The organism is Actinoplanes sp. NPDC026619, from assembly GCF_040638295.1.
Lineage (GTDB): Bacteria > Actinomycetota > Actinomycetes > Mycobacteriales > Micromonosporaceae > Actinoplanes.
Window position 1 is genome coordinate 14,889 of sequence record NZ_JBEZYA010000010.1, and the last position, 12,334, is coordinate 27,222.

Genomic DNA, 12,334 nt, shown 5'->3' on the forward strand with positions numbered 1-12,334 from the left:
GCTCCTCACCAGTGATCGGACCAGTCGGGACGGGTGACGCGGGTCAGGGCCTCCAGGTAGAAGTAATCGCCCCAGAGATTGCCCTCGTCCACGCCCACGCCTTTGGGCTTGTCGTAGACGCCGTGCCGGAGAAGAGCGTTCGAATCCGGCTTTCCGGCGGTCGAGTAGTCGTCGATGAGCGACGTGAGGATCCGGCCGGCCGCCGCCCGGTAGCGATCCCCGCCGAGGGTGAGCAGCCCGCAGACCGCGATCGCCGCCGCGGAGCTGTCCCGCTCCTGGCCGCTGCCGTCGCCGAAGACGAGATCCCAGTAGGGAACCGAGTCGGCCGGCAGGCGATCGAGGAACCGTTCGGCGCAGCGCTCGGCCGCCGCCCGGAACGACGGGTCGCCGGTGTGCCGGTGGTTGAGCGCGAATCCGTAGATCCCCCACGCCTGTCCGCGCGCCCAGCACGATTCGTCGGAGCTGCCCTGCTCGGTCTCCCCGCGCACCGGTTCGCCGCCGGCCGGATCCCAATAAAAGGTGTGGAACGTCGTACCGTCGGGCCGGAGGATGTTGTCCCGCAGTTGTTCGGTGTGCCGCCGGGCGATGTCGGCGTAGCGCGATTCGCCGGTGATCGACGAGGCCCAGAACAGCAGCGGCGTGTTCATCAGGCTGTCGATGATGGTGCGGCCCTGCTGCCGCGGATCGCTCATGTCGCCCCAGGCCTGGATGATCCCGGCCGGCTCGAGCACCCGGGTGAGCAGGTGATCGGCGGCGGCGACGGCGGCGTCGCGGGCCACGGTGTCCTCGGCCAGCTGCCAAGGCACGACGCAGGACAGCGTGTAGAGGAACCCGAGATCGTGGGTGTCCACATCGGACAGCGAGTGGATCCGGTCGGCGAAGCTCGGCACGTGGCCGGCGGCGGCGCGGGCATAGGACGCGTCCCCGGTCAGTTCGTGGGCCAGCCACGTCATGCCGGGCCAGAAGCTGGTCGTCCAGCCGAAGTTTCCGCCGCGGTCGAGATAGTTGCCGCCGGTCGTGGTGTCGCCGGGATAGTTGGTGCCGAACGTCGCGATGTTCCGGTCGATGGTGGTCAGCGCGGCCGCCACGGCGGCGGCGACGGCCTCGGCGTCGGGGCTGGGACGGACGTCGATCGCCGTCATGCGACTCCTCTCGTTACGGATGGCAGAGCGGGCGCGGGCAGGACGGCGTTCAGCGAGAACCGGCTTCCGGCCCACACCAGGTAGAGAAGCGGGGCCGCCGCGAGGCCGAGGGCGATCGCCGGCCGCGTCGAGAGCAGGACCTCGAACACACCGAGCGCGACGAGCGAGAACAACGTCAGGTACCAGTGCCGGACCGCGAGATAGACGCTGACCCGGCACGCATCGCGATTACGCACCTCGGGCCGCTCTGCGAGCACCACCAGGGCGAGCAGGCACGTGGCGAGCACCAGAATCATCGCGACAATGAGAATCGGAATTAACATTGCGCCCGCCTGGCGGCCCCACGCGAACCGCACGTCCACGCCGAGCACGACGAGCGCGGCCACGGTGGCGGCGACCAGTGGGACGGCCCGGCGTGCCGAGGCCCGCCAGGCCCGCGTGAACACCTGGACCGGGGCCGACCCGTCGCCGCCGGAGTACGCGGCGAGCACCGCGAACGATCCGCACAGGCCGGGGCCGGCCAGCGGCGAGAGCAGCGCCAGCAACGGCCAGGACGTTGCCGGGTCGGTGGTGAACAGCACGACCACCAGTGGCAGACAGGAGAGTGTGAGCAGGAGGTTCGTCATGAGGGCCAGATAGGCGACCTCGAACACGGCGCCGATGTGTCTCATCGCGCTCAGCCCTTCAGCCCGGTGCTGGCGATGCCCTCGACGAAGTAACGCTGCCCGAGCAGGAAGATGATCGCGATCGGCAGCACCGACAGCACCGACCCCGTCATGATCAGGGCATATTCGGCGTTGTACGTGTTCACGAACGTCTTCAGGCCGATCTGGATCGTCCACAGGTCCCGGCTGCGCAGGTAGATCAGCGGGCCCATGTAGTCGTTCCAGGTCTTCACCAGGGTCAGCAGGCTGAGGCTGGCCAGCGCCGGCACCGACAGCGGCAGCATGATCCGCCGGTAGATGCCGTACTCGCTCATGCCGTCGATCCGGGCCGCGTCGAGCAGCTCGTCCGGGATCGACTCGTAGTACTGCTTCATCAGGAAGACACCGAACGCGCCGAACGCCTGCAGCGCGATGATCGACCACCGGGTGTCCGACAGGTGCAGCTTCGAGAACAGGATGAACTGCGGGATCATGTACGACTGCCAGGGCACGGCCAGGGTGCCGATGTAGGCGAGGAACAGCACGTTGCGCCCGGGAAAGCGGACCTTGGCGAAGCCGTACGCGGCGAAGCTGCCGGTCAGCACCTGCAGCAGGGTGACCGCGACCGACAGGATCAGGGTGTTCTTCAGCCACGTCGTCATGTCCGACTTCTGCCAGATCGCGACGTAGTTGTGCCAGACCACCGGGTCGGGCAGCCACTTGACCGGGATCGTGTAGACGTCGTTGTTCGCCTTCAGCGACGACATGAGCATCCAGTAGAACGGCACGAGGATGGCCGCGGCGGCGACGATCAGGGCGCCGTACCCGAGCAGGCGGTTGATCTTTTTGCCGCGCCTGCCGCCGGCGGGTGGCGGGGCCAGGCTCAAGCGGTCGGCGGGGGGAGCTTCCAGAAGGGTCATGACTGCCGCCGGTTGATCAGGAACTGGACGATCGTGATCACGAAGCAGATCAGGAAGAGCGCAATCGACACCGTCGATGCGTATCCGAACTGGTTCTCGACGAAGCCCTTTTGGTAGATGTACTGCGACAGCACCAGGGTGGACTGGCCCGGGCCGCCGTTGGTCATCACCAGGATCAGGTCGAAGACGTTGAAGCTGCCGATCGTGAGCATCACGACCACGAAGAACGTGGTGGGCCGCAGGCCGGGCAGCGTCACGGCGCGGAACCGCTGCCACGCGTTCGCCCCGTCGACCTTGGCCGCCTCGTACAGCTGGCCCGGAATGGTTTGCAGTCCAGCCAGGAAGAGGAGCATGTAGTAGCCCATCTCACGCCAGGTCCCGACGATGATCACGGCGGGCATCGACCAGTCCGCCGACGTGGTCCAGCCGGGCGGATTGTCCACGCCGAGCCCGCGCAGCACCGCGTTGATCGGGCCGTATCCCGGGCTGAACAGCATGTTCCACACCTGGGCGAGGGCGACGATCGAGGTGATGTAGGGGAAGAACGCGACCGTACGGAAGAAGGCGACCCCGCGCAGCCGCCGGTTGAGCAGCAGCGCCAGGGCGAGCGCCGCGACCAGCGTGAGCGGGATGTGGAAGACCGTGTAGTAGATGGTGTTGAGCAGCGCGGTCCGGAAGCTGTGGTCGTGCATCAGCTGCCGCACGTTCGCCAGGCCGGTCCACTCGGCGCCGCCGAAGACGTTCCATTCGGTGAACGCGTAGTAGAACAGCAACGCCACCGGCACGAGTGTCAGCACGGCGAAACCGGCGAAGTTCGGCAGCAGGAACGTCCAGCCCACCACCGTGTTGCGCAACACCTGCCGGCCTCGCCTGCGGCGGGCCAACGGCAGAGATGTCATGTCAGGCTCCCGGGTGGTTACGGCGCCGCGGGTGTACGTCGTAAACCCGCGGCGCTCGCGTCACTACTTTGTTGAGCACTACTTGTTGAGGACCTCGGTCTTGGCCCGGTTCTGTGCTTCGGTGATGGCCGCGTCGATGTCCTTGCTGCCGGACATGACCGCGGTGTGCAGGTCGCTGAGGATGTTCTGCAGCGCCGCCGTGTACTTGGAGACCGGGTTCTCCGGCTTGGTGTCGTGCTTGGTGAAGGCGAACTTCGACAGGTCGTCCTGCGGGACGCCGTCCAGCTGGAAGAACGTGTCCTTGACCGCCTCCGTGTCCGCCGGGGTGATGCCGATCCCGGCGAGCGCCTTCGCGCCGTCCGGCCCCGCGGCGTACTGAAGGAAAGCCTTGGCCGTTGCCTCTTTGCTCTTGCCGATCTTGGGGTTGATGCCGAGACCGGTCGGGTCGCCGAACGTGACCGGCGTGGCGCTGGTGCCGGTCGTGCTCTTGTCGAGCTGCGGCGCCGGGGCGAAGCCCCACTCGAACTTGTCCGCCTCGCCGGACGCCTGCTGCTTGCGCAGGGTGGCGATGTACCAGGAGCCCATCGTCATCATCGCGGCCGACTGCTTACCGAACTGCGCCTGGTAGGTGAGGCTGTTGGTGGTGGCGTCGCCGAACTTCACCTGCGCGCCGGCGTTCTGCAGATCAAGAGCCCGGGTGTAGTACGGCTTGAGATAGCTGAAGTCGCCGCTCTCGATGGTCGCGCCCTGGGTCTGGGCGAGCGCGAAGCCCTGCACGGTCGACTGCCAGGTGTGCTCGTAGTCGCCGACCGCTTTGGAACCCTTGAGCTTCGTGGTCAGTTCTTTCGACGCGGCCGCGTAGTCGTCCCAGGTCCAGGAACCGTCCGGGATCTTCACACCCGCCTTCGCGAACAAGGTCTTGTTGTAGAACAGCACCCAGGAGTCCTGCCGGTACGGGATCGCCCAGGTCTTGCCGTCGGCCTGGTAACTGGAGATGCCGCCGACCTTGTCGCCGAGGGCGGTGGCCACATCGGACACGTCGACCAGCTGCTTGCCGTTCTGATACGTGTAGAAGTTCTTCAGGGTCTTCTGCGCGTAGATGTCCGGGGCCTTGCCGGCGGCGAGGTCGGCGACCATTTGGGTGTCGTAGTTGGCCGCGTCGTACTCCTTCAGCTCCACCGTCACGTCGGGGTGCGTGGCGTGGAAGCCGTCGGCCAGGGTCTTGAACTCGGGCGTGGTGGCGAAACTCCACCCGGCCAGAGTGAGCGTCTGCGGGCCGGAGGCTGATCCCTTGTCGTCATCGCCGCTGCTGCAACCGGCCAGGACCAAGGAGATCGCCGCGGTGGCGCCGAGGACAGCCGCGAAAGAGCGCTTCATCATTATTATTCCTTCCTGTGCTTTTCCAGGGGAGTGCGGGTGTGGACTCCGTCGGGCCAGGTGGCCCGCGCCTCCCACCCGTGGTCGATGTGGGCCTCCGCCGCGGTGGGCGGGGCCGGGTCGCGGGAGAGGCCGACGAGCGCGGCGACCCACTCCCCCGGGCGGACCGGCCACTCGAGCCAGGGCACCCGGGTCGGGGCACCGAGCGGCCCCGCGTCGTCATGGATCTCCACGCCAAAACCGTTAGTGCCACTTACGTTGGTGGCACTAACGTTCGTGGCACTAACGTTCGTGCCACTAACGTTCGTGCCACTAACGTTCGTCGCACTAACGTTCGGGCCGCTAACGTTCGTGGCACTAACGTTCGGGCCGAGGAGCGGGATCAGGTGTGACACCAGCTCGCCCGTCACCGGCCAGCCGCCCATGCGGAGAATGCCCGGCCGGTCAGTGCGCGCGAAACGGATCTCCCAAGGGCCGCGGACCAGCGAGAACACGGTGATCTCGGCGGCCGGGCGCGATTCACCGGGCCGGCCGCTGCCGTGGTCGCGCTGATCCGGGCCGGCGACGTTCCAGTGCGCGAGCCCGGTGGAACCGGCGACGCCCACCTCGCCGTCGACGCGCACAGTCAGGGTGCGGAAGCCGGTGCGGTGCGAGCGGCGGGCCGTATGCGGGTCGATCAGCGCCACCGACTGGTCGAGCGGGTCGGTCCAGCCGCTCTCGTCGAGGATCGGGGCGGTCGCGGTCGAGTAGCCGAGGCGGGCGTAGAGCGGGGAGTCGCCGGTGGTCGCGCCCTCGACGTCATGGTCGGTGCCGTGGTTGATCACCCGGACGATGCCGTCGGCGCGGTTGCCGGAGATCAGCCAGCCGGGAGCGCGGGCGGCGCGGAGCACGTCGCCGGTCTCGATCGGCAACGGCTCGGCCGGCGCCGTCCACACCGGGTGGTCGGCCGGCAGGGCGATGCCGAGCAGGCCTTTGCTTGCCCAGTACGGCGAGCCGGGGCCCGAGTAGGACTGCGCGAGCCGGCGCCACGGTGCGTGCCAGCCCAGTGAGAGCAGGCCGTCGGCGTCGGGGGCGCCGCGGTCGGCGAAGTGGTGCACGATCCGGTCGGCGGCGTGCCGCAGCGCGCCCGGTGCGGTCGACGGCACCTCGGCCAGGGCGCCGGCCCAGAACGGCGCGGCGGCGGCGAAGCGGTAGGTGAGGCTGCGGCCCTGGATCAGCGGGGAGCCGTCCGCGCCGATCATGGTGATCGCATCCTGCAGGAAACGGTCGAGGTCGGCGACGTAGCCGGCGCGGCGGGAGGTGGCCAGGTCGGCGGCGCCGGACATCCGGGACCACAGGATCGGGTAGACGTGCAGCGCCCAGCCGTTGTAGTGGTCGTAGGCGCGGGTCGAGCCGTCCGCCAACCAGCCGTCGGCACGCCGGAGGCTGTCGTGCGTTTCCAGGTCCGCGACCATATCGGTGCCGGACCAGGGGCCGCCGACCGAGCGCAGGAAGGTCTGCACGACCAGCCGGAACCACACCCAGTTGGTCTGCGGGTAGTCCTGGTCGCCGACGACCGGGGACAGGTATTCGACGATCTGCTCCTGCGCCGAAGGCTTGAGGCGGTCCCAGATCCACGGGCGGGTCAGGTCGAGGATCAGGGCGATCGAGGCGGCCTCCACCTTGGCCTGGCCGTGTTCGTCGAGCCGAGTCCAGCGGTCCGGCGCGTGCGGGTCGGTGCCGGTGGACAGGCCGGTCGCGTACCACTCGGCCAGCTCGTCGAGGCCGTTGCCGCGCTCCCCCGCCAGCCGGAACCCGGCGAGCAGGAACGTGCGGGCGAAGCCTTCGAGTCCGTCGATCGCGCGGCCGTAACCGCCCTCGGCGCCCGGCGGCGTGATGCGGGCGTGGCCGGGTGAGGCATGGCGGCGGGCGGCGGCGAGCATCCGGTCGGCCAGCAGTAGCCAGTCGTCGCGGGTGCGCTCGGGGCTGTTCTCGGGCACGCGTCACTCTCCGAGGGGCTCGGCTGGTTGGGGTGGAGAGACGGTTTCCGGGAAGTTAAACGCTCAGATTCAATCATGTCAACGCCATGTTCATCCTGAATGGAATCTAAAGTGATCTGTTACGATCACGATCGATCACATCGGAGACCATCATCGGAGTGTGGGGATGTCTGATCTCCTTCTCCCCCCAGCGGAATCGCTGCCGGTCCGGCCGGCCACCGATCGGGGCGTCTGGGATGCCGGGCGGCTCGACCCGGCCACGCTGCGGCGCATCTCCGCCGGCGCGGCGGCCGATCGGGCGCGGCCGTGGCCGGTTCCGCTGGCGAGCGGGCTCGCCCGCTTCTACCGCGACGGCGATCGCGATGCGTATGAGCAGGTGCTCTGGGCGCGGGCCGACCGGGTGAGCCGGGCCGCGCTGATGGCGGCGGCCACGCTCGATCCGCAGTGGATCGATGCCGCCGCCGACGGCGTGATCCTGCTGTGCGAGCAGAGCACCTGGTGCTGGCCCGCGCACGACGACACGTTCCGGCGGCACGGCTCGGTGCTGCCCACCGTCACCGATCCGTACCTCGACCTCGGCGCCGGCGAGGTGGCCGCACAGTTGACCTGGATCGATCATCTGCTCGGCCCACTGTTCGACAGTCAAATGCCAGGACTACGAGCACGGATCCGGTACGAGGTGGACCGCCGCGTGCTGGCGCCGTTCGAGACCCGGCGGGACTGGCACTGGCTCGGGCTCGACGGCCACCTGCACAACTGGAACCCCTGGATCCACGGGAACGTGCTCGTCGCGGCCCTGCGCCTGGTCGACGACCCGGTTCGGCGGGAACGCCTGGTGCGCCTCGTCGTCGACGGGCTCGACCGCTACGCGGCCTCGATCCCGGCCGACGGGGCCATCGACGAGGGGTATTCCTACTGGTGGAACGGCGCCTGCCGGCTCCTCGAGGCATTAGACCTGCTTGCGTACGCCAGTGATGGCGCCCTCGGCGACGCGACCGCCTGGCCGGCGCTGCGGGAGACGGTCGCCTTCCCGCATCGGGTGCATCTCGGCGGCGACTGGTACCTGAACCACGCCGACGGCTGGGCCCGGCCGCCGCGGACGCAGCCGTGGGACTCGCTGCACCGGGCCGCCCGGTTGTTCGGCGACCAGGAGGCGGAGGCGCACGCCGCCGCGCACCGGATCGACGGCGAACCGGCCGGCGACGAGACGCTGGGCTTCGGCCGGCTGCTGCGCGCGCTGACCGACCCGGCCTGGCTGTCGGCCACGCGGCGAGCCGAGAGCCCGAAATCCTTGACAGCGGGGTCTCCTGCGCTTCCGAGAGCCCATTTTCCAGGAAATCGGGCTGACGTCTGGTTCTCCTCCACTCAGGTGCTGATCGCGCGCGGGCCGCGGCTCACCCTCGCGGTCAAGGGCGGGCACAACGGGGAGAACCACAACCACAACGACGTGGGCAGCGTCGTCGTCGCCCTGGGCGGGGTGCCGGTGCTGGTCGACCCGGGGCGCCCGACCTACACGAGGCAGACGTTCGGCCCGGATCGGTACGCGATCTGGACCATGCGCAGCGAGTGGCACAACACTCCGACGATTCTCGGTGTGCAACAGTCGGACGGCCGGCAGTTCGCGGCTCAGGGCATGGAGTGGCGGGACGGTGTGGTTTCGGCGGAGCTGTCCACCGCGTACCCCTTGAAAAGCCCGAACAGCTGGCGGCGGACCGCGCGGCTGGTGAACGACGTGGTGTTGATCTCTGATGCCTGGGAGCTGGCCGACGAGCCCGGATCGACAATGATCCACTATGTGGTGGCCGGATCAGTTTCGGTCGGCGACGGGTTTGCGGAGATCGTCGCGTTGGAGGGGGCGGGTTCGGTGGTTCTGACGTGGATGCCGGCCGTCGCCTGCTCACTCACCGTGCGCGAGCTCGACGATCCGATGCTGAGCGACGTCTGGGGACCTCGGCTGACCAGGCTCGACATCGATGTCACCGGCCTCGGGCCGATCGGCGGTCTCGAACTGAGCGTTAAGGAGCAGCGGTGAGCACCTCTGACAAGCGCGGGCCGCTGCAGGTGGCCCGGCGTGCCCGGCTGCTCGAGGCGCTGCAGCGCGACGGCGTGCTGCGCATCTCCGACCTGACCGGCGCGCTCGGCGCGGCGGCCGTGACGATCCGCCGCGACATCGCCCAGATGGCGGCGGAAGGCCTGGTCAAGCGGGTGCACGGCGGTGTTGCCCTGCCGTCCGGCGCGGCTGACGAAGCGGCCGAGGAGACCGGTGGCGAGTCGATCGGGATGCTGGTGCCGTCGCTCGACTACTACTACCCGAGTGTGGCGCAGGGGGCCGAGGAGGCCGCGCGCGAGCTGGACATGCGGATCGTGCTGCGCGGCTCGTCGTACGAGTCGGAGGATGACCTTCCGTCGCTGAGCCGGCTGGTCGAGCAGGGCGCGGACGCGCTGATCGTGGCGCCCCGGCTGGACGCGCCGACGTCGGCCCGGACGATTGCCTGGCTGGCTGACCTGGAGATTCCGGTCGTCCTGCTCGAGCGCACCGCCGCCGCCGGGCCGCATCACGAGGTGCTCGAGTCGGTGGTGACCGATCATGCGCTCGGGGCCGAGATGGCCGTGCGGCACCTGGTCGCTCTCGGACATCACCGGATCGGGGCGGTCCTCGCCGAGCACAGCCCGACCACCCCGCACATCCGGCGCGGGTGGCTCACCGCGCTGACCGAATGTGGTCTCGAGCCGGCGGCCACCGTGGATGCCCTGGTGCCGGACGCGAAGCTGCCCGCGTGCGCCGCGGAGCTCGACCGGGTGCTCGATCAGTGCCGGGACACCGGCACCACCGCGCTGCTGGTGCACGCGGACGCCGAGGCGATCGCTCTGGTGCAGCGGTGCGAGGAGCGCGGGCTCACGGTGCCGGGCGACCTGTCGGTGGTGGCCTACGACGACGAGGTGGCCGGGCTGTTCAGCCCGGCGCTGACCGCGGTCCGGCCGCCGCGCCGGTCGATCGGCAAGGCGGCCGTACGGCTGGTCGCCGACCGGCTGTCCGATCCGGATCGGCCGGCCCACCGCGTGGTGATCAGCCCGTCGCTGACGGTGCGCGCGTCCACCTCAGCGCCCGCTTGACCGGTTGCCGCGCCCGGTGCTGACCGCCCGGCCGGTGCGGGCAGAGCCGTCAGGCGACCGTCACGGTGATCGTGTGCAGGCCGGTGGCGCCGTTCGGGAACGGGGTGGCGCGGGCCGCGGTCTGCGGGGCGCCGGTGCGGTCCGTTGCCCGGACCGACAGGGAGTGCGGGCCAGCGGTGGCCGGCCAGGTGAAACGCCACTGGACCCAGGTGTCGATCGACGGCGCGGGCAGCAGCTCCGCCGGCTTCCAGTCGCCGCCGTCGACGCTGATCTCGACCGTCTTGATGCCGCGGCGCTGGGCCCAGGCGACCCCCGCCACCGTCACCGGGCCGGCCGCCGGGCGGGCGAACGGGCGCGGTTTGTCGATGCGCGACGCGGTCTTCACCGGGCCGTCGGCCGACCAGCCGCGCTCCACCCAGTACGCGTCGAACTTGGCGAACGTGGTCAGCTCCAACTCGGTCAGCCACTTGCAGGCGCCGGCGTAGCCGTACAGGCCGGGGGTGAGCATCCGGACCGGGAAGCCGTGCTCGAGCGGCAGCGGTTCGCCGTTCATCCCGACGACCAGCATGGTGTCCCGGCCGTCCAGGGCGGTGGCGACCGGCGTGCCGATCGTCATGCCCTCGGCCGAGCGGGCCACGATCTGGTCGGCGCCGGATTGCACGCCGACCTCCTTCAGCAGCGGCGCGAGTGGCACGCCGAGCCATTTCGCGGTGCCGATGTACGGGCCGCCGACCTCGTTCGACACGCAGTTGAGGCTGATCACCCGCTCCATCAGCGGCCGGCGCAACAGATCCTCGAAGGACAATCGCATCTCGTTGCCGACCATCCCGTGAATGCGCAGCGACCAGGAGTCCGGGTCGATCCGGGGCACGGTCAGCGCGGTGTCCACCCGGTAGAAGTCGGCGTTGCCGGTGAGGAACCCGGGGCCGGCGCCGGCCGGGACCGGCTTCGCGGGGTCGGCCGCTGCGGGCAGCCGCACGTCGGCCCGCGACCGCGCCGCGGCCCCGCCGCGAACCCGCTTCACCCCGGTCGCGCCGCCCTCGGCGACGACGGCCCCGGCCGCCACCAGGGCCGCCGCCGCGAGGAAACGCCGCCGGTCAAACCCCTCGACCGGCTGGGTCGCCGGTGCGGGCGTTACGGGCCGGGCTCGGCCGCTCCGGTTCAGCAGCCACCATAGGGTCAGGCCGGCGATCGTTGCCCCGAGTAGGGACGGGACCACGTCGAACGGGTGCGCGGCCGGGCGGGACAGGGCGGCGGCCGCGCCGGCCAGGCCCAGGACGGCTGCGCCGGCGATCAGCACGAGCCGGTGGCGGCGGCCGAAGATGCCGGTTGCGGCGGCCAGCAGGGCCAGGACCACCGCAACTCCGGTCAGCAGGGCCGGTTTGTCGTTGGTACCGAGTTCGCGTACCGCAAATTCTTTGATCGGGGTCGGCGTCGCGTCGATCACCGCGGCGCCCACCGCGACCAGCGGGCCGGCCTCGGGCCGGGTTGCGGCCGCGAGAAGTTCCGCGACCGCAACCCCGAAGCCCGCTGCAACTATCCCGGCGAGCGCGCCGGAAAGAGGGCGCAACATCAGCTCTTCGGCATCAGGACGGAGTCGATGATGTAGACGTTCGCGTTCGCGGTCTGCACGTTGCCGCAGATCACCGACGCGTCGCCGTTGACCTTGAAGTCCTCGCCGCTGCCGCTGACGGTCACGTCGCCGCCCTGCAGGGTCTTGTGGGTGCCGGCCAGGTCAGCGGGGGTGAGCTTCCCGGACACCACGTGGTAGGTGAGGATGCTGGTCAGCGTCTTCTTGTCGGCGAGGACCTTCTTCAGGTCGGCCGCCGGAATCTTGTTGAACGCGTCGTTGGTCGGCGCGAAGACCGTGATGCCGTCGGCCGAGTTGAGCGAGTCGACCAGGCCGGCCTGCTTGACCGCGGTGACCAGGGTGGACAGCAGCGGGTTGCCGGAGGCGGCGGTGGCCACCGGGACCTGCGCCATGGAGGCGAAGCTGCCCTTGTTGGACGGGTCGGTCGGCACGGCTGCGCAGCCCGAGCCGAAGTTGACCATCGAGTCGGCGGAGGCGGACGAGGGGGCCATGGTCGGCGCCATCGTGGTCGTGGTCGGCGCCGCCGCCGTGGTGTCCGAGGAGTCGTCGCTGCTGCCGCAGGCGGCGAGCGAGACCGAGAACGCCAGGGCAGCGGCGACGGCGGTGAACTTCATTGCACGCATGGTGTATTCCTCCATCATTGGGGGCGAACACCAGTAATTCGGAGC

The 12,334-nt window shown here is 69.8% G+C and carries 10 protein-coding genes; 2 read left to right on the top strand and 8 right to left on the bottom strand.

Annotated features, from left to right (window positions below):
- Positions 1–5: 5 nt before the first annotated feature.
- The 6 genes from AB0E90_RS22235 to AB0E90_RS22260 all read right to left on the bottom strand — a co-directional run bounded on the left by AB0E90_RS22235 (position 6) and on the right by AB0E90_RS22260 (position 6,961).
- A complete protein-coding gene (locus AB0E90_RS22235) occupies positions 6–1,142 on the bottom strand; it encodes a glycoside hydrolase family 88 protein (protein WP_360408557.1) in 1,137 nt (378 codons plus the stop codon).
- Complete coding sequence (locus AB0E90_RS22240; protein WP_360408560.1) at positions 1,139–1,813, bottom strand: hypothetical protein; 675 nt, start codon at positions 1,811–1,813, stop codon at positions 1,139–1,141. Before AB0E90_RS22240 ends, AB0E90_RS22235 begins: the two co-directional genes overlap by 4 nt.
- Before the next feature lie 5 nt (positions 1,814–1,818).
- Positions 1,819–2,706: a carbohydrate ABC transporter permease gene (locus AB0E90_RS22245; RefSeq protein ID WP_360408563.1), complete on the bottom strand. Its 888-nt coding sequence runs from the start codon at positions 2,704–2,706 to the stop codon at positions 1,819–1,821.
- The gene (locus AB0E90_RS22250; protein ID WP_360408566.1) at positions 2,703–3,605 is read right to left on the bottom strand and encodes a sugar ABC transporter permease; all 903 of its coding nucleotides are present in this window, start codon (positions 3,603–3,605) and stop codon (positions 2,703–2,705) included. Before AB0E90_RS22250 ends, AB0E90_RS22245 begins: the two co-directional genes overlap by 4 nt.
- Before the next feature lie 78 nt (positions 3,606–3,683).
- Complete coding sequence (locus tag AB0E90_RS22255) at positions 3,684–4,985, bottom strand: extracellular solute-binding protein (RefSeq protein ID WP_360408569.1); 1,302 nt, start codon at positions 4,983–4,985, stop codon at positions 3,684–3,686.
- Between the two features lie 2 nt (positions 4,986–4,987).
- Complete coding sequence (locus tag AB0E90_RS22260) at positions 4,988–6,961, bottom strand: DUF2264 domain-containing protein (protein ID WP_360408572.1); 1,974 nt, start codon at positions 6,959–6,961, stop codon at positions 4,988–4,990.
- 166 nt (positions 6,962–7,127) lie between these two features.
- Here AB0E90_RS22260 and AB0E90_RS22265 point away from each other — a divergent pair, with 166 nt between their 5' ends.
- Both AB0E90_RS22265 and AB0E90_RS22270 read left to right on the top strand, forming a co-directional pair.
- The gene (locus tag AB0E90_RS22265; protein ID WP_360408575.1) at positions 7,128–8,993 is read left to right on the top strand and encodes a heparinase II/III family protein; all 1,866 of its coding nucleotides are present in this window, start codon (positions 7,128–7,130) and stop codon (positions 8,991–8,993) included.
- On the top strand, positions 8,990–10,075 hold the full coding sequence (locus tag AB0E90_RS22270; protein ID WP_360408578.1) for a substrate-binding domain-containing protein: 1,086 nt from the start codon (positions 8,990–8,992) through the stop codon (positions 10,073–10,075). The genes AB0E90_RS22265 and AB0E90_RS22270 overlap by 4 nt, the downstream gene beginning before the upstream one ends.
- 49 nt (positions 10,076–10,124) lie before the next feature.
- On the opposite strand, the gene AB0E90_RS22275 is transcribed toward AB0E90_RS22270, so the two are convergent.
- Both AB0E90_RS22275 and AB0E90_RS22280 read right to left on the bottom strand, forming a co-directional pair.
- On the bottom strand, positions 10,125–11,648 hold the full coding sequence (locus AB0E90_RS22275) for a molybdopterin-dependent oxidoreductase (protein WP_360408581.1): 1,524 nt from the start codon (positions 11,646–11,648) through the stop codon (positions 10,125–10,127).
- The gene (locus tag AB0E90_RS22280) at positions 11,648–12,289 is read right to left on the bottom strand and encodes a fasciclin domain-containing protein (protein WP_360408584.1); all 642 of its coding nucleotides are present in this window, start codon (positions 12,287–12,289) and stop codon (positions 11,648–11,650) included. Before AB0E90_RS22280 ends, AB0E90_RS22275 begins: the two co-directional genes overlap by 1 nt.
- Positions 12,290–12,334 lie beyond the last annotated feature (45 nt).